Annotated in this window: 16 protein-coding genes and 1 riboswitch; of the genes, 7 read left to right on the top strand and 9 right to left on the bottom strand. The window is 72.4% G+C overall.

The window, feature by feature from the left end; all coding sequences use genetic code 11:
* Nucleotides 1-12: 12 nt before the first annotated feature.
* Both ABGA99_RS30820 and hisC read right to left on the bottom strand, forming a co-directional pair.
* Nucleotides 13-1,545 carry a cytochrome ubiquinol oxidase subunit I gene (locus tag ABGA99_RS30820; RefSeq protein WP_347579691.1) on the bottom strand — a complete coding sequence of 511 codons (1,533 nt, stop codon included), beginning with the start codon at nt 1,543-1,545 and terminating at the stop codon, nt 13-15.
* Nucleotides 1,546-1,997: 452 nt separating this feature from the next.
* Entirely contained in the window at nt 1,998-3,095 is a 1,098-nt protein-coding gene (gene hisC, locus ABGA99_RS30815; RefSeq protein ID WP_347583904.1) for a histidinol-phosphate transaminase, read from the bottom strand.
* Between the two features lie 503 nt (nt 3,096-3,598).
* On the opposite strand from hisC, the gene ABGA99_RS30810 reads away from it, so the two are divergent.
* The 4 genes from ABGA99_RS30810 to ABGA99_RS30795 all read left to right on the top strand — a co-directional run bounded on the left by ABGA99_RS30810 (nt 3,599) and on the right by ABGA99_RS30795 (nt 7,975).
* Nucleotides 3,599-4,693 carry a LacI family DNA-binding transcriptional regulator gene (locus ABGA99_RS30810; protein WP_101423471.1) on the top strand — a complete coding sequence of 365 codons (1,095 nt, stop codon included), beginning with the start codon at nt 3,599-3,601 and terminating at the stop codon, nt 4,691-4,693.
* Between the two features lie 508 nt (nt 4,694-5,201).
* Nucleotides 5,202-6,206 (top strand): metallophosphoesterase, encoded by a 1,005-nt coding sequence (locus ABGA99_RS30805; RefSeq protein WP_347579690.1) that lies wholly within the window; start codon nt 5,202-5,204, stop codon nt 6,204-6,206.
* A gap of 176 nt (nt 6,207-6,382) precedes the next feature.
* Nucleotides 6,383-7,276 carry a hypothetical protein gene (locus ABGA99_RS30800; protein WP_347579689.1) on the top strand — a complete coding sequence of 298 codons (894 nt, stop codon included), beginning with the start codon at nt 6,383-6,385 and terminating at the stop codon, nt 7,274-7,276.
* Between the two features lie 66 nt (nt 7,277-7,342).
* Nucleotides 7,343-7,975 carry an HAD-IB family phosphatase gene (locus ABGA99_RS30795; protein WP_347579688.1) on the top strand — a complete coding sequence of 211 codons (633 nt, stop codon included), beginning with the start codon at nt 7,343-7,345 and terminating at the stop codon, nt 7,973-7,975.
* 24 nt (nt 7,976-7,999) lie between these two features.
* Here ABGA99_RS30795 and ABGA99_RS30790 read toward each other — a convergent pair whose 3' ends face one another.
* The 6 genes from ABGA99_RS30790 to ABGA99_RS30765 form a co-directional block, all read right to left on the bottom strand.
* Nucleotides 8,000-8,473 (bottom strand): NUDIX hydrolase, encoded by a 474-nt coding sequence (locus ABGA99_RS30790; RefSeq protein WP_347579687.1) that lies wholly within the window; start codon nt 8,471-8,473, stop codon nt 8,000-8,002.
* A gap of 166 nt (nt 8,474-8,639) precedes the next feature.
* Nucleotides 8,640-9,323 (bottom strand): WGxxGxxG family protein, encoded by a 684-nt coding sequence (locus ABGA99_RS30785; RefSeq protein WP_347579686.1) that lies wholly within the window; start codon nt 9,321-9,323, stop codon nt 8,640-8,642.
* 152 nt (nt 9,324-9,475) lie between these two features.
* Entirely contained in the window at nt 9,476-10,723 is a 1,248-nt protein-coding gene (locus ABGA99_RS30780; protein ID WP_347583899.1) for a cystathionine gamma-lyase, read from the bottom strand.
* Nucleotides 10,720-11,682 (bottom strand): fructosamine kinase family protein, encoded by a 963-nt coding sequence (locus ABGA99_RS30775; RefSeq protein WP_347583898.1) that lies wholly within the window; start codon nt 11,680-11,682, stop codon nt 10,720-10,722. Before ABGA99_RS30775 ends, ABGA99_RS30780 begins: the two co-directional genes overlap by 4 nt.
* On the bottom strand, nt 11,679-12,200 hold the full coding sequence (locus ABGA99_RS30770; protein ID WP_347579683.1) for a low molecular weight protein-tyrosine-phosphatase: 522 nt from the start codon (nt 12,198-12,200) through the stop codon (nt 11,679-11,681). The genes ABGA99_RS30775 and ABGA99_RS30770 overlap by 4 nt, the downstream gene beginning before the upstream one ends.
* A 187-nt stretch (nt 12,201-12,387) precedes the next feature.
* Nucleotides 12,388-12,762, bottom strand: coding sequence for a phage holin family protein (locus ABGA99_RS30765; RefSeq protein ID WP_347583897.1), 375 nt, complete (start codon nt 12,760-12,762; stop codon nt 12,388-12,390).
* A 56-nt stretch (nt 12,763-12,818) separates the two neighbouring features.
* On the opposite strand from ABGA99_RS30765, the gene ABGA99_RS30760 reads away from it, so the two are divergent.
* A complete protein-coding gene (locus tag ABGA99_RS30760) occupies nt 12,819-13,136 on the top strand; it encodes a cupin domain-containing protein (RefSeq protein ID WP_101423481.1) in 318 nt (105 codons plus the stop codon).
* A 137-nt stretch (nt 13,137-13,273) separates the two neighbouring features.
* Nucleotides 13,274-13,486, top strand: coding sequence for a DUF5326 family protein (locus tag ABGA99_RS30755; protein ID WP_047020110.1), 213 nt, complete (start codon nt 13,274-13,276; stop codon nt 13,484-13,486).
* Nucleotides 13,487-13,510: 24 nt separating this feature from the next.
* On the opposite strand, the gene ABGA99_RS30750 is transcribed toward ABGA99_RS30755, so the two are convergent.
* Nucleotides 13,511-15,007, bottom strand: a complete 1,497-nt coding sequence (locus ABGA99_RS30750; RefSeq protein ID WP_347583896.1) for a YibE/F family protein — start codon at nt 15,005-15,007, stop codon at nt 13,511-13,513.
* Nucleotides 15,008-15,080: 73 nt separating this feature from the next.
* Nucleotides 15,081-15,212, top strand: a riboswitch (TPP riboswitch).
* On the opposite strand from ABGA99_RS30750, the gene thiC reads away from it, so the two are divergent.
* The gene (gene thiC / locus ABGA99_RS30745) at nt 15,205-17,031 is read left to right on the top strand and encodes a phosphomethylpyrimidine synthase ThiC (RefSeq protein WP_347583895.1); all 1,827 of its coding nucleotides are present in this window, start codon (nt 15,205-15,207) and stop codon (nt 17,029-17,031) included. (Overlaps the previous riboswitch by 8 nt.)
* The last annotated feature ends 3 nt before the right edge of the window (nt 17,032-17,034 follow it).

The raw sequence follows: 17,034 nt of genomic DNA, 5'->3' as shown, positions 1-17,034 counted from the left end.
GTCTCCCCTCCCTCAGTACGAGAAGGCCATGGGCCGGTCGGAGTCTTCGCGGTCGTGGCCGCCGATCTTCGTCGGCGGATTGCGGTCGGACTCGGTGAGTTCCGGCGGTCCGGCCTTCACGTACTTGATCATCAGCTTGGCCTCGATGACGGCGAGGGCCGCGTACAGCAGGGTGTAGACGCTCAGCGAGGTGATGACCTCGCCCTGCGAGACGCCGGGGGAGACGGCGGAGGAGGTGGGCAGGACGCCGTAGACGACCCAGGGCTGGCGGCCCGTCTCGGTGAAGATCCAGCCCCAGGCGTTGGCGATGAGCGGGAAGAGGAGGGTGTAGAGGGCGAGGCGCCAGTACCAGCCGCCGAGGCGGGGGCTGAGTTCGCGGTCCTTGGTGAGCGCGAGTCGGGGGACCTCGTCCTCGCCGGTACGGAGCCGGTCGGCGAGCCAGAAGCGGCGGCGGGTGAGCCAGAGCCCGAGGGCACCGAGGGCGAGGGAGGACATCCCGAAGCCGATCATCCAGCGGAAACTCCAGTACGCGACGGGGATGTTGGGCCGGTAGTCGCCGAGGCCGAACTTGTCGTCGTACTTGTCCCTGAGCTCCTCGTTGGTGGGGTTGATGCCGGGGACCTCGTCGGAGAAGTTGTCGTGGGCGAGGAACGACAGCACGCCGGGGACCTCTATGGCGACCCTGTTGTGGCCCTTGTCGACGTCGCCGATGGCGAAGAGCGAGAAGGGCGCGGGCGCCTCGGTCTCCCACAGGGCCTCGGCGGAGGCCATCTTCATGGGCTGCTGCTCGTACATGATCTTGCCGAGCCGGTCGCCGGTGAACGCGGTCAGCAGCCCGGCGACGACCATCGTCATCAGGCCCAGCCGCAGCGAACTGCGCATGACTGCGATGTCACGAGGTCGCCGGCCGCGCATCAGGTGGTAGGCGGCGATGCCGACGACGAACGCGCCGCCGGTGAGGAAGGCCGCGGTGATGGTGTGGGAGAACTGCGCGACGGCGGTGTTCTGGGTGAGTACGTGCCAGAAGTCGGTCAGCTCGGCGCGGCCGGACTCCTCGTTTATGCGGTAGCCGACGGGGTGCTGCATCCAGGAGTTGGCGGCGAGGATGAAGTAGGCGGAGAGCACGGTGCCGACCGCGACCATCCAGATGCAGGCGAGGTGGATCTTCTGCGGCAGCCGGTCCCAGCCGAAGATCCACAGGCCGATGAAGGTGGACTCGAAGAAGAAGGCGATCAGGGCCTCGAAGGCGAGGGGGGCGCCGAAGACGTCGCCGACGAAGCGGGAGTAGTCGGACCAGTTCATGCCGAACTGGAACTCCTGCAGGATGCCCGTCACCACGCCCATGGCGATGTTGATGAGGAAGAGCTTGCCCCAGAACTTCGTCGCCCTGAGGTACTTCTCGTTGCCCGTGCGCACCCAGGCCGTCTGCAGGCCGGCGACGAGGGAGGAGAGGGAGATCGTCAGGGGGACGAAGAGGAAGTGGTAGACGGTGGTGATGCCGAACTGCCAACGCGCCAGGGTCTCCGGGGCGAGTGCCAGATCCACGAGGGCTCCTCTCCGCGATCACGGGCACGGCACTGACGATGATCCACGCGCCGGTCGGCCGGGTGGGGCCGCGGCGACATGGCATACGGGGGTGAACCCCCACGAACAGTGTCGCTCGTGAATGCGTTCACATTCACAAGGCCCAGTGTGGCATAGCTTGTCTCCGGCCCTTCAGGGGGGTCCCCTACGTCTCGTTTCGGCAGGTCTAGGGGTGGATGGGAGGAGCGTGCGAGAGCAGTGCTCGCAGGGGAGAGCGGTGCTCTGCGGGCGGTCGGGTGAGGGTGTGGGGGGCGGTGCTCCGCACGGAGAGCGGTGCTCTCGCGTGCCACCGCTGCTCCGCCCCGAGAGCGCTGCTCTCGACGTAGGGCAGTGCTCACCACCGCGAGCACCGCACCGGACCCGCCCAGGCGGCAGCCCGCCCCCGCCCAGGCGGCAGCCGCCCCCGCCCCGCCCTACAGCTCCTTCCGGAACTCCTCCGCCACCGCCAGCAGGATGTCGTTCGCCTCGCGCTCGCCCACCGACGCCCGGACTCCGTCGCCCGCGAACGGCCGGACCACTGCGCCCGCCGCCTCGCACGCCGCCGCGAAGTCCAGCGTCCGCTCCCCCAGCCGCAGCCAGACGAAGTTCGCGTGCGTCTCCGGCACCGTCCAGCCCTGCGCCAGCAGTCCCTCCCGCACCCGCGTACGCTCCTCGACCAGCGACTCCACCCGCTCCAGCAGCGCCGCCTCGCTCCGCAGCGACGCGATCGCCGCCTCCTGCGCGATCTGGCTCACCCCGAACGGCACCGCCGTCTTCCGCAGCGCCGCCGCCACCGGCTCGTGCGCCACCGCGAAGCCGACCCGCAGCCCCGCCAGCCCGTACGCCTTGCTGAAGGTGCGCAGCACGCACACGTTCGGCCGGTCCCGGTAGATCTCCAGCCCGTCCGGGATGCCGCCGTCCACGCCGTCGTCCCGGACGAACTGGCAGTACGCCTCGTCCAGCACCACCAGCACGTCCCGCGGCACCCGGTCGAGGAACCGCTCCAGCTCCCCGCGGCGCACCGCCGTCCCCGTCGGGTTGTTCGGCGTGCAGACGAAGATCAGCCGGGTGGCGTCCGTCACCGCGTCCGCCATCGCGTCCAGGTCGTGCCGCTCCTCCGCCGTCAGCGGGACCTGCACCGATCGCGCGCCGGAGATCTGCGTGATGATCGGGTACGCCTCGAACGACCGCCAGGCGTAGATCACCTCATCCCCCGGCCCGGCCGTCGCCTGCAGCAACTGCTGTGCCACACCCACCGACCCGGTGCCCGTGGCGATGTGCTCCGGCGGCACGCCGAGGCGTTCGGCGAGTTCCGCGGTCAGCGCGGCGCACGCCATGTCGGGGTAGCGGTTGAAGCTCCCCGCCGCCGCGACCGCCGCCTCCAGCACGCCGGGCAGCGGCGGGTAGGGGTTCTCGTTCGAGGAGAGCTTGTACGCCGCCGCCCCCGGCCCGGCCGCCCCGGAACCCGCCGCCGCGCGCGCCGCCGGCTTGCCCGGCTTGTACGTCGGAATGCCCGCCAGCGCAGCCCGCAGCCTGGGCGCCGCGGCAGCCCCGGGAGCCGCACCGGCCTCCGGAGTCTCAGCAGCTTCAGCAGCCCTGGGAGTCTTGTCGTTCGTCACCGCGGTCCTCCTCGACCGAGCCCGTACCCTGCCGTTACGCGCCTTCCCGCCGGCTCCATGCTGCCCGCCGCAGCGGGCGTCGCACCCGAGGGGGCGCATCCACCCTGGCGCGCACGGGTGGCGGACGCCATGGCGCGCATCACCCGTGAAGGTGACTGAGACCTCTTCGAGACCTTCGCACCATGGCAGGTGCCACCCAGCTTGCGCCATGGACCGGTGATCGACAATGGTGCAACCACTTGGCATTCCATGGTCGTTTGACCGTTGCGCTCCTGCAGAATCGTGCCTGTCAGTTACGGTTCGGATTCTCCCGCAATCGAGCCATCCGAGCCCTACTATCAGCTCGCGATGACAAGCCTGCCTGACTACGCGGGCTTGCACGGGGGACCACGTACGTGCTTGAAGAAAGAAGGCGCATGACCGGCTCGATCCAACCGCAAGTGAGCCGGCCGCCCAGCCGCAAGCTGGCGCGGGCGGGCATCCGGGATGTCGCCGCCGCCGCGGGCGTCTCGATCACCACCGTCTCCGACGCGCTGAACGGGAAGGGCCGGCTGCCGGAGGCGACCCGCCGGCACGTCCGCGAGGTCGCCGACCGCCTCGGCTACCGGCCGTCGGCCGCCGCCCGCGCTCTGCGCACCGGCAAATCGGGACTCATCGGCTTAACGGTGACGACATACGGGGAAGAACCGTTCACCTTCACGGAGTTCGCGTACTTCGCCGAGATGGCGCGCGCCGCGACCTCCGCCGCCCTCGCCCGCGGCTACGCGCTGGTGATCCTCCCCGCGACCTCGCGGCACGACGTGTGGTCCAACGTGGCCCTCGACGGCACGGTGGTCATCGACCCGGCCGAGGGCGACCCCGTCGTCAGCGAGATCGTCCGGCAGGGCATCCCCGTCGTCAGCGACGGCCGCCCCGGCGGCTCCCTGCCCGTCACCGCCTGGGTCGACAACGACCACCAGGCGGCCGTCCTCGACCTGCTCGACCACCTCGCCGAGGCCGGCGCCCGCCGCATCGGGCTGCTCACCGGCACCAGCACGGACACCTACACCCGGCTGTCCACCACCGCGTACCTCACCTGGTGCGAGCGCGTCGGCCAGGACCCGGTGTACGAGTCCTACCCCGCCCACGACCCCCGCGCGGGCGCCGTCGCCGCCGACCGGCTGCTCGCCCGCCCCGACCGCCCGGACGCCGTCTACGGCCTCTTCGACCCCAACGGCACCGACCTCCTCGCCGCCACCCGCCGCTACGGCCTGCGGGTGCCCGACGACCTGATGCTCGTCTGCTGCAGCGAGTCCCCGGGCTACGCCTCCACGGACCCGCCCATCACCACCCTGTCGCTGAAGCCGCGCCGCATCGGCACGGCGGTCGTTCAGCTACTGATCGACGCCATCGAGGGGGTCGACGCGGGCCGGCCCATCGAGCAGGTCATACCGACGGACCTGATCGTGCGGGCGTCCTCGCAGCGCCGCCCGCCGCGTACGGTCGTCAGCGCCCCGCGCCGCCCGGCGTAGCGGCGGGGAGTGCCACTGCCGTACGGGACGTCATCCGCGACGGCCCCACGCGGAGGCCGTACGCGAGAGCCGTACGACCGGCCCACGCGACGGCCGTACGGCCCGGCCCACGCGCGGGCCGTACGGCCGGGGTCACGCCCAGGGCGTACGGCCGCCCGCGCCGCGGCCGTACGCCCGCTGCGGTACGCCGCGTGGGCCACCCGTAGCGCTTCCGACCCACCGGCACCCCGCGCCGTACGACACCTCATGCACCCTCACGGCCCCCACCCCGCGCTCCCCCCGCGCCGGTCGTGCCCCGTTTGCCCGGTTCTGGTGGCCCGGCGCGCGCCGTCTTCCGCAGCCGGAGCCAATTGGCGGCCCCTGGTACCGCACAAGGCGCGACAGGCATTTCTATGATGGGCGCACGCACACCGCGGATCTCCTCCACCTGCATGGGGGAGCGGCACCCGGTCCCATGGCGGCCGGGTCGTGTCCCGGTGGCAGAACGGCTAGGCGGTGGAGGGGTTCGATGCAACAGGGGGCCGGTCAGACGCCGGGGCTGCGGACCACGGCTGGGGTGCCCGCCGGGGCGGCGCCCCCCGTCCCCGCGGCACCGGCCGCCGGCGAGGCCTTCGGGCACGCCGACGACGGGTACACCCCGACCCAGGCCGACCTACCGGTGATCAGGCCCGGCGAGAGCGGCGGCTACGGCCCGCTGTACGTCGTCGGCGACGTCCACGGCTATCTCGACGAGCTGCGGGCCGCCCTGCGCGCCCAGGGCATCATCGACGAGGCCTACCGCTGGATCGCCGGGAACACCCGCGTGTGGTTCCTCGGCGACTTCACCGACCGCGGCCCCGACGGCATCGGCGTCATCGACCTCGTCATGCGGCTGTCCGCCGAGGCGGCGGCCGCCGGCGGCTACTGCAAGGCGCTCATGGGCAACCACGAGCTGCTGCTGCTCGGCGCCAAGCGCTTCGGCGACACGCCGGTCAACTCCGGTGCCGGCACCGCGTCCTTCCAGGCCGCCTGGTTGCTCAACGGCGGCCAGCGCACCGACATGGAGCGGCTGGAGGACGTCCACCTGCAGTGGATGGCGCGGCTCGACGCCATCCACGAGGAGGACGACCACCTCCTGGTGCACTCCGACACCACCGCGTACCTCGACTACGGCGACTCCATCGAGGGCGTCAACGACACCATCCACGACATCCTGGCCCGCTCGGACGCGGACGAGGTGTGGGATCTCTTCCGCAAGTTCACCAAGCGCTTCGCCTTCCGCGACGAGGAGACGGGACCCTCGGCGGTACGGGAACTGCTGGGCCGGTACGGCGGCGAGCGACTCGTCCACGGGCACAGCCCGATCCCGTATCTGCTCGGGGAAGTGCCCAGCGAGGACACCGACCCCGAGGAGCGCGGCGCTTCGGTACAGGGCCCGCACATCTACGCCGACGACCTGGCCATCGCCATGGACGGAGGGGTCACCATGGCCGGAAAACTGCTTGTCGTGCGACTTCCGCTGGTCGGGCGGTAGCGCGCGTCCGCCCGGCGTGCTCTAATACGGAACCTCCTTTTCTGAAAAGACACTTATCCGCCATACGTGAAGCGCTCTACCATCGGTAATAGGCTCTGCCGCCCAGGGCCTAGCGCCGCAGGCACGCTCCGTCCCCGTTTGCCTTGTTGCCTGCCCATCCGGGGGAGCACAAGCACATGACCAGTGCGTCGCATCTGCTGACAGAGGACCGCCCGGAGTTCGAGCGGCTCCTCGATACCGCGCTGCACGGTGCCGAGTTCGCGGTCGGCGCCGGCCGTGGGCGCCCGCTCAATCCCGAGCAGCTCCGCGCCCGCGCTCTCGGTGCCACGGCGGAGATTTCCGCGAGCGCGTCGGCCGAATACCAGCGGTACGTAGGGCTGCGCACGGAGTTGCGCCGGCCCTCGGCGAGCGGCGGGACACTGGGCGGCGCGGAGGGCATCTTCACCGGCGCGCGGGGCGGCGGCCAGGGCGGCAACTCCAGCGCGGGCGTGGCCGCGGCGGCTGCGGTGCTGGTGCCGGTGCTGGCCGGTACGGCGGCGGTCATCTTCCTGCTCGTCGGCTATCTGCTGCACCTGATGGACCCCGAGCCGGCCGTGGCGTCCTCGATGCGCCAGGCGGGCTGGATCTTCGCGATCCTCGCGGTCGCCGCCATCGTCATCTCGATGGTCGCGCTGCTGCTGACGGCCGTGCGCAACGGCTCGACGTCCATCAGGGCGGCGGCCAGCCGGGATCTGACCGAGCAGGTCGACCGCGCCCGCGAGGAGTGGCGCGCGGCACTGCTCGAACGCGGCATCCAGCCCTTCATCGAGGAGGCGCTCGCCGGCGGCACGGAGCCCGGCGGTCCCGACGGCGGCGGCCCGGACGCAGGGCCCGAGGCCGGTGGCGCCGGGGGCGGCGGGGCGTACCCCGCGGTGCGTACCGACCCCACCGCCACCCGCACCCCGCGCCTGGGCTACTCCCGACCGGCGTTCTCCAGTCCCGACGACGGCCAGTCGAAGGACGGACCGAGCTATTCGAGCCCCGACTTCACCAGCCCCGACTACGGCGGCCCGGAGCACGACCCGGACTGACCCCGCCGACGGTGCGGCGCGAGTATTCGGTTGTCCGCGCGCTGCGCACGTCTTAGCCTCACGGCCATGTCCCGGCTGCACATCTTCGACATGGACGGCACCCTGCTGCACGGCTCCTCCGCGAACATCGAGCTGGCGCGGCAACTGGGCCTGGTCGCGGAGTTCCAGGCGCTGGACGCGGCGTTCGGTTCCGGCGAGATCGACACGTACGACTACGCCGAGCACGCGCACGGCATGTGGAGCAGCCTCACGCCCGAGATCCTGGTCCGCGCGTTCGCGGGCGCGCCGTGGCTCGCGGGGATCCGCGAGGTGTGGGCGGACATCACCGACCGCGGGGAGCACTGCGCGGTCATCTCGCTGGCTCCCGGGTTCTTCGTCGAACGGCTGCTGGAGTGGGGGGTGCACGCGGCGCACGGATCGCGGTTCCCGGCGCTGCCGTTCCGCGAACCGGTGGACATGGCGGGCATCCTGGGGCCGCCGGACAAGGTCCGGATCGCGGATCTGCTCTGCGCGGAGTACGGACTGACGCGGGCGGACTGCGTGGCGTACGGGGACTCCATGTCGGACACCGACCTGTTCGCGGTGGTGCCGCGGTCGGTGGCCGTGAACGCCGACCACCATGTGAGCGGGCTCGCCTCGCACGCGTACAGCGGGCGGGACCTGCGGGAGGCGTACGCGCTGACGCGTACCGGCGTGTGACGCGCACCGGCGCGCAGCGCCCCGCTAGCCGAAGTCGTCGGCGAGGACGGCGAGGACGCCCTCGATGTTCGTACGCAGATAGGCGCGCAGGCTGGGCGGGACGACGTCGACGGAGTCGACGCCCTCGCGGCTGAAGGGGACGCGCACCGTCTCGTACTCGCCGCGGGGCTCGTCGACTTCGGGGCCGTGGCGCCGGGCCGGGTCCATGGACGCCAGCCGGCAGGCGAAGAAGTGCTGGACCTTCACGCCGTGTTCGCCCTCGGGGACGGTGTCGACGAAGACGGGGACGACGCCGGTGACGCGGGCGCCCAACTCCTCGTCGACCTCGCGGTGCAGCGCGGCGACGACGGAGGCGTCGGCGGGCTCGACGCCGCCGCCGGGGGTGATCCAGTAGGGCTCGCGGCCCGGCTTGGTGCGCTTGATGAGCAGCATCTCGTCGCCGTCGAGGAGGACGGCGCGGGCGGTGCGCTTGACCACGGGCCGGTGGGACACGGTCATGGGAGGTATGTGACACGCGGGGCGCCGGTCGAAACCCGCGGCCGCCGGAGGAAACCGGCGGGCCGGTGCGTGGGGCGGGCACACCCCCGTCCCGCCGCGCCGGGCGCGCGCGGGGCGCGGGGGCGCGACGGGACGGTCGGGATCCGGCGGTGGGGTGCCTGGGCCGTCACCGCCGCTTGTCGTCGCCGGGGGCCGGCTCGTCCTTGCCGTAGACGCGGTGCGTGGTGCCGCTCTCGTCGGTGCCGGGCGTGCTCTCGTGCGCGGTGCCGCCGGTGATGTCGCTGTGGGTGGTGCGGCCGGGGTCGGGCGAGGGGGAGGTACGGGACGCACCGCCGGACGCGCCGGGTTCGCCGCCCTTCATGCCGGACGCATCCGAAGTGCCGGACGTCTCGCCGGACATGCCGTGCCTGCCGCGGTGCATGCCGTGCTTTCCGTGCTTGCCACCGGGCATGTCCTGCTTGCCGCCGCCGCGCATGTCCTCGTCGGACGTGCGCATGTGGCCGGCCTCCTTGCCGTGCCCGTGCTCATGCCCATGACCATGCCCACGCCCGTGCTCGGGCTCCGTGCCGTACTCGCGGCGCGTGCCCGTCGTCTGGGCGGCGCGGTCGGAGACGTCGCGGCGTTTGCCCGTGCCGGACTTCTTCGCCAGACCGGCGAGGCCGAGCAGGCCGGCCAGGCCCAGCAGGCCCCAGTTGCTCGCGCTGTCGCCCTTCGGGCCCCGCGGGCCCTGCTGCTGGACCGTGGTCTGGGGGTTGTCCGCCGGGGTCGCGACGGGCTGCGCGCTCGCGCCGGTCAGGGGGGCCAGGGCGATGATCCCGGCCGCGCCCAGTGCTGCGGCGATCTTACGCATGGTGTGATCTCCCTTGAGAGCTGTGCCGACGGGCGTCTCGACGCGGCTCTCGACCCGCGTGCCCGCGGCTCCCCCACACACCATGAACACACGCATTGCTGTTTTACGCGAGTTTTATCCCTTTTGCTGGGCTTTTACGGTCGGGCGGGGCGTCAGCGGGCGAGGGCCTGCGCCAGCGCCGCACGCAGGTCGGCGACGAGGTCCGCGGTGTCCTCGACGCCCGCGGAGAACCTGACGAAGCCCTCCGGCACCGCGTCCCCGCCCCACCGCCCGCGCCGCTCCGCGGCCGAGCGCACGCCGCCGAAGCTCGTCGCCTCGTCGACCAGCCGCGCCGCGCCCAGGAACCGCTCCGCCGCCGCCCGGTCCGGCAGCGTGAACGCCACCACGCACCCGTACCGCCCGGCGCGCATCTGGCGCGCGGCGAGCGCGTGCGCCGGGTCGGACGGCAGACCGGGGTGGCGTACGTCCCGTACCCCGGGCGTCGCGCGCAGCGCTTCGGCTACGGCGAGGGCGTTCGCCGCCTGCCGCCCGGTACGCAACTCCAGGGTGGCCAGCGAACGGTGCGCGAGCCACGCCTCCATCGGGCCGGGGATGGCGCCCGCGGTCTTCCGCCAGGTGCGCAGCCGGCGGGCGAGCGCGGGGTCGCGGGTGACGGCGTAGCCGAGGAGGACGTCGCCGTGGCCGGTGAGCGCCTTGGTGCCGCTGGCGACGGACAGGTCGGCGCCGAGTTCCAGGGGGCGCTGGCCGAGGGGGGTGGGCAGGGTGTTGTCGACGGCGACCAGCGCGCCGGCGGCGTGCGCGACGCCGGCGAGGCGGCGGATGTCGCAGACGTCGAGGCCGGGGTTGGAGGGGGTCTCCAGCCACAGCAGGCGGGCGCCGTCGAGGTGTTCGGCCTGCGCGTCGCCGGCGGTGGGGGCGGCGCGTACGTCGGTGCCGTGCTCTTCGAGGAGGGCGCGGAGGCCGCCGGGGACGAGGTTGTAGCCGTCGGAAGGGAGGACGACGTGGCCGCGGGGCGGGCCGTCGCGCGGCGGGCCGGGGACGGCCATGAGGACGGCGGTGATCGCGGCCATGCCGGAGGCGAAGGCCACCGCCTCGGCGGGGACGCCGGGCGACTCCAGCTCGGCGAGGGCGGCTTCGAGGCGGGTCCAGGTGGGGTTGGCGTCGCGGCCGTAGTCGTAGGGGGCGGCGGTGACGTCGCCGGGGAGGTGATAGTGGGCGGCGAAGACGGGGCCGGGGAGGGCGGGTTCGTACGGCTCGGGGGCGGGGAGGCCGGCGCGTACGACGCGGGTGGCGTCGGCGTCGGCTTGGGGGGCGCCGGTTCGGGCGGCTTCGGGGGCTTCGGCGGCTTCGGCGGTGTCCCGCGGGGGCGGGCCGGTGTGCGGGGGGTGGTCCGGTGTCATCGGCCGGCTCCTTCCAGTGCGGTGCGCGCCGCGGCGCCGCACTGCGCGCCGTAGCCGGCGCCGAACAGCGCGGCGTGCACGAGCAGATGGTGAAGCTGGTACAGCGGCACCCGGCCGCGCCGGCCGGGCAGCGGCCGTACCTCCTCGTACGCCCCGAGCAGCCGCCCGAGCTGCGGGCAGCCGAACAGCTCCAGGAACGCGAGGTCCACCTCGGGGTGGCCGCCCTGCGCGGCGGGGTCGATGAGGTACGCGCGGTCGCCGGCCGACCACTGCACGTTGCCCGACCACAGGTCGCCGTGGATGACGGCGGGCGGCTGCGGCGGTCCCGTGACCTCGTCGATCACGTCGCAGAGCCGCTCGACGGCGCGGGTGTCCGCGGGCGTGAGGGCGCCGTTGTCAGTGGCGAGGCGTAGAAAGGGAAGCAGCCGGTGCCCGGCGTAGAAGGCGGGCCAGTCAGCGGGGGAGGCAGGCGTATGTCCGGCGTGCTCAGGGGGTGGTTCCGGAGCCGGATCCGGGGTGCCGGGGGTTTCGGGGGCGCCCGGGGACGGCAGCGGGAGCGAACCGATGTAGGCGGGCCAGGAGGTGCCGAAGGCGGCGGCGGGGGTCTCGTGCAGCGCGGCGAGGTCGCGGCCCAGCCGCTCGGCCTGCGCCGGGGTCGCGGGGCCGGGCTCGATCCACTCCAGCAGGATCATCCCCGGCTCCTCACCGAGCACGGCGGGGACGGGGACCGTGCCGGTGTCCGCGAGGAGGCGCAGGCCGTGCGCCTCGGCGGCGAAGAAGGCGGCGGGGGCGCCGGCGCGGGTCTTGGCGAAGACGCGGCGGCCGTCGGCGAGTTCGAGGCGGTGCGCGGCGGAGATGTCCCCGCCGCCGACGGGGCGCGCGGCGCGTACGGGAGCGCCGGCGAGCGCGGCGGCGCGGGTCTCGACGCCCCGGGGGGTGCCGGCCGCCGGGGGGCTCACGGGCGGGCGGTGAGTTCGTCGCGTACGGCCTGGAGCAGGCCCTCGGCGGCGGTCTCGATCAGGTCCAGAGCCTCTTCGAAGCCGCGGGTGCCGCCGTAGTACGGGTCCTCGACGTCGGTCAGGTCGACGTCGGGCGCGAAGGAGAGCAGCAGCCGCACCTTCTCGGCGTCGACGGGCGTCGGCGCGATCTTGAGCAGCCTGCGGACGTGCCCGCCGTCCAGGCCGAGGACGAGGTCGCGTTCGGCGAACCAGTCGGGCGTGAACTGCCGGGCGGTGTGCGCCAGCTCGTAGCCGTGCCCGGTGAGCACGGCGGCGGCGCGCGGGTCGGCGGCCTCGCCGACGTGCCAGCCGTCGGTGCCGGCGCTGTCCACCTCGATCTCGCCGCCGAGCCCCGCCTCCGCGACACGGGCGCGGAAGACTGTCTCGGCCATCGGCGAGCGGCAGATGTTGCCGGTGCAGACGAAGCAGACGCGGAAAGGCGCGGGGAGGGGGCGTTCGCTCGTTCGCATGCGGTCCATCCTGCCTCAGCCGGGGCGCGGACGCCCGGTGCCGGTGGCCGGTTCCCCGCCCCCGGAGCCCGCCGCTCCGCTCCGCGCCGGCCCGTGCGGCGGGCCGGCCGGCGCCGGGCTCTCCCGGCCCGTACCGCGGGCGGGGTCGTGCGGCCCGGAAGGTGCCGCTCCGTGCCCGTACCGGCACCGTCGGCTCTCAGTCCCGGTCGAGGGCCATGCTCGTCGCCCACGACACGATGCTGATCACCAGGCCGCCGAGCACCGCCGTCCAGAATCCCTCCACATGGAAGCTCAAGTTCGCTTTGTCCGCGATCCAGGAGGTGAGCATCAGCATCAGCGCGTTGATCACGAGCGTGAAGAGCCCGAGGGTCAGCACCAGCAGCGGCAGCGACAGGAGTTGCACGAGGGGCTTGACGATGAAGTTCACGACGCCGAAGATCAACGCGACCAGCAGCAGCGTGACGACCTTGTCGGCATTGTCGTGACCGGTCAGCCCGATGTCGGGGATCAGCCAGACCGCGACCGCGAGGGCGGCCGCGTTGGCGAGGGTCTTGATCAGGAAAGTCTTCATGTGTTGATCGTTCCAGAGGTAGTCGGGAGCACCATGGACGCGGAGGGCGGAGCACGATGAAGGCATTCCGGCTGGACGATCTGGAGGCGGAGCGCCGTGCGAACGACGGAGCGTACCTGCAGTTCGTGCGCGAGCGGAACATGTCGGTGGGCCTCTACGCGCTGGACGCCGGAGCGCCCGATCCGCAGCAGCCCCACCGCCAGGACGAGGTCTACGTGATCATGAGCGGTCGCGGCTCCGTCACAGTCGGCGACGAAACCCTGCAGGTCGGCAGGGGCTGCGTCGTCTATGTGCCCGCGGGCGTGCCGCATCGTTTCCACCACATCACCGAGGATCTCCGGGTTCTGGTGGTCTTCTCTCCACCCGAGGCGTGAATCAGTCCCTCAGGGTCGCCTCGGGGTTCGTTCCGGGGTGGACCGGGGCAGGGGGCACTCCCATCCGCCCGTGCGGCGTCCTAGCATCGAAGGCACCGGGACAACCCCGGCGTACCGGAGGAGGAATGACCGTGTCCGTGAAAGAGATCACCGCGGGACTGCCGTGGTGGGTGACGTGGGTGCTGATCCCGGCGATCGTGCTGGTGGTCTTCGGCAGCCTGATCATGGCGCTGGTCGGCTTCATCATCGGCCTGCTCTTCAAGGTGCTGCTGGCCGCGGCGCTGATCGCCGGTGCGATCTTCCTGGTGCGGAAGTTCATGACCGCGTCGTCGTCGAAGAACGACTGGTAGCCGACCGCCCCCTCGTCTCCGGCGCTACCTCCGGCGCCGCCGTCCGCCGCCGCCCCGGCGGCGGGAGCGGCCCTCGGGAGGAGCCGCGGCAGCGCCGGAGCCCGTGCCCGCCCAGGCACCCGGCCCGGAAACGGCTCCCGGTCCTGCAGGGGCACCCGGTCCCGGTCCCATGCCGGTCCCCGGCCCCGGTCCCACGCCGGTCCCCGGCCCCGGTGCCATCCCGGCACCCGGTCCCGTGCCCCCGCCCGGCACCGGCCCCGCCCCGTGGCGGCGGTCGGCGGAGACGACGAGCGCCGCGAGCCCCGTCGTCAGCGGCACCGAGGCGACCAGCCCGATGCTGCCCACGAGGGTCCGTACGATCTCCTCGGCGACGAACTCGCTCGTCGCCACCGTGCCGACGCCCTGGTCGGCGATCGTGAAGAGCAGCAGCAGCGGCAGCGCCGCCCCCGCGTACGCCAGGACCAGCGTGTTCACCACCGACGCGATGTGATCGCGCCCGATCCGCATCGCCGACGCGTACAGCTTCCGCCACGGCGCCGACGGATCGGCCTGCCGCAGCTCCCATACCGCGGACGCCTGCGTCACCGTCACGTCGTCGAGCACCCCGAGCGACCCGATCAGCACCCCCGCGAGCAGCAGCCCGCTCATGTCGATGTCCGGGTACTGGGTGTGGATGAGCCCGGTGAAGTCGTCGGTGTTCCCGGTCAGTTTCGACCAGCCGATGAACAGCGAGCCCAGCAGCCCGATCAGCAGCAGCGACGTCAGCGTGCCGAGGGCGGCCACCGACGTACGCGCGTTGAAGCCGTGACACAGATAGAGCGCGATCAGCATGATGGCGCTGCCGCCGACCACCGCCACCACCAGCGGATTCGACCCGTCGAGGATCGCCGGCAGAATGAACAGGATCAGGATGGCGAAGCTCACCGCCAGCGCCGCGAGCGCCGCCAGCCCGCGCATCCGCCCGACGAGGACCACCGCCCCCGCGAACACCAGCGCCAGCGCCGCCATCGGCACGGTCCGTACCACGTCGGAGACGGCGTACTGCAGCTCACGCGGCGCCTTCGGCGAGTAGGAGACGACGAGTTCCTGCCCCACGTCGTACCGCCGGGACGCATCCGGCGCGACGATCTCCGTGAAGGTCCGCCCGGCGTGCTTGCCCGACGTCACCTCGATCGTCGCCTGCTCGCACACCGCGTCCTCGTCCGGCCGCGGCTCGTCCGGATCGCCACCGCCGGCCGGCGGCCCCTGCTCCTGGATCTGCGCGCCCACGTCCGCGCACTTCACTTCCTCGACCTTCGTGACCTTCGCCCGCTGCCGCTCCTGGTCGAAGCCGATGCCGCTGCGCTCGCCCGCCGGTTCACCGCCCGGCCACAGCGCGATCAGCCCGGCGAGCACCGCCAGCGCGAACGGGACGAGCACCGCGGCGATCACCGTACGCAGCCGGTGCGAGGCGGGCGGGTCCTGGGCGCCGTGGGTATGGCCGTGGCCGTGGTGGTGGCCGTGGCCGTGCGAATCAGTCACGGCCCGATCATCGCAGGAGCGGCGCGGGGCCCTCTTTCGTACCGGTGCGTGCAGCGGTTAGCGTGGTCGGCGAACTGCACACCGCGGGAGCTCGGAGCACCGGGCTGAGAGGGCGCTGACGGATCCGGATCCGGACCCAAGCTGCGCCGACCGCCGAACCTGTTACCGGGTAATGCCGGCGTAGGGAGTGGGTCTCCATGACCGTTTCGGATGCACGTACGCCCGCCACCGGGGACTCCGCGAAGTCCGCGGCGTCCGCGGATTCCGCGAAGTCGGCGGAATCCACCGCGATCGGCTGGCACAAGGACCACATCGAGCACCCCGCACGGCCCGACATCAGGGTCCCGGTGCGGCGCGTGCACCTCACGAACGGCCAGGACGTGACGCTGTACGACACGTCCGGGCCGTACACCGACCCGACCATCGACACCGAGGTACGCCGCGGGCTCACCCCGCTGCGCGACAACTGGATCATCGCCCGCGGCGACACCGAGGAGTACCCGGGCCGCCCGCCCCGCCCCGAGGACGACGGCCTCAAACACACCTCGCCCCGCGGCGGCCTGCGCAACCTCGACGCCGTCTTCCCCGGCCGCCCGCGCCAGCCGCGGCGCGCCCGCGGCGCGGCGGTCACCCAACTCGCGTACGCCAGACGCGGGGAGATCACCGCCGAGATGGAGTTCGTCGCACTGCGCGAGCGCGTCGAGCCCGCCTTCGTCCGCGACGAGATCGCGGCCGGCCGCGCCGTGCTCCCCGCGAACGTCAACCACCCCGAGTCCGAACCGATGATCATCGGGAAGAACTTCCTGGTGAAGGTCAACGCCAACATCGGCAACTCGGCCGTCACCTCCTCCATCGAGAAGGAGGTGGAGAAGATGACGTGGGCCACCCGCTGGGGCGCCGACACGGTCATGGACCTGTCCACCGGCCGCAACATCCACACCACCCGCGAGTGGATCCTGCGCAACTCCCCCGTCCCCATCGGCACCGTGCCGCTCTACCAGGCGCTGGAGAAGGTCGACGGCCGGGCCGAGGAACTGAGCTGGGACGTCTACAAGGACACCGTCCTCGAACAGTGCGAGCAGGGCGTCGACTACATGACCGTCCACGCCGGCGTCCTGCTGCGCTACGTCCCGCTCACCGCCCGCCGCAAGACGGGCATCGTCTCCCGCGGCGGCTCCATCATGGCCGCCTGGTGCCTGGCCCACCACCAGGAGTCGTTCCTCTACACCCACTTCGACGAGCTGTGCGAGATCCTCGCCTCGTACGACGTGACGTTCTCCCTCGGCGACGGCCTGCGGCCCGGCTCGATCGCGGACGCCAACGACGAGGCGCAGTTCGCGGAGCTGCGCACGCTCGGCGAGCTGAACCGGATCGCGAAGTCCCACGGCGTGCAGACCATGATCGAGGGCCCGGGACACGTCCCGATGCACAAGATCAAGGAGAACGTGGACCTCCAGCAGGAGATCTGCGAAGAAGCCCCGTTCTACACGCTCGGCCCCCTGGCCACCGACATCGCGCCGGCCTACGACCACATCACCTCCGGCATCGGCGCGGCGATGATCGCCTGGTGGGGCACGGCGATGCTCTGCTACGTCACGCCGAAGGAACACCTGGGCCTCCCGGACCGCGACGACGTCAAGACCGGCGTGATCACGTACAAGATCGCCGCCCACGCCGCGGACCTCGCCAAGGGCCACCCGGGCGCCCAGGACTGGGACGACGCCCTGTCGGACGCCCGCTTCGAGTTCCGCTGGGAGGACCAGTTCAACCTGGCCCTCGACCCGGACACGGCCCGCGAGTTCCACGACGCCACACTGCCGGCGGAGCCGGCGAAGACGGCGCACTTCTGCTCGATGTGCGGCCCTAAATTCTGCTCGATGAAGATCAGCAGGAGCATCACGGAACGCTTCGGCTCCGACGACTCGGTGGAGCTGAGCGCCGAGGAGATCGAACGCGGCATGCTGGAGAAGTCCAGGGAGTTCGCAGACGCGGGCAACCGCGTCTACCTCCCCCTCGCGGACTGACCC

Source organism: Streptomyces sp. B5E4 (genome assembly GCF_039871555.1).
Taxonomy (GTDB): domain Bacteria; phylum Actinomycetota; class Actinomycetes; order Streptomycetales; family Streptomycetaceae; genus Streptomyces.
The sequence above is the reverse complement of the archived record's forward strand: the minus strand, read 5'-3'. Positions and strand labels throughout refer to the sequence as shown.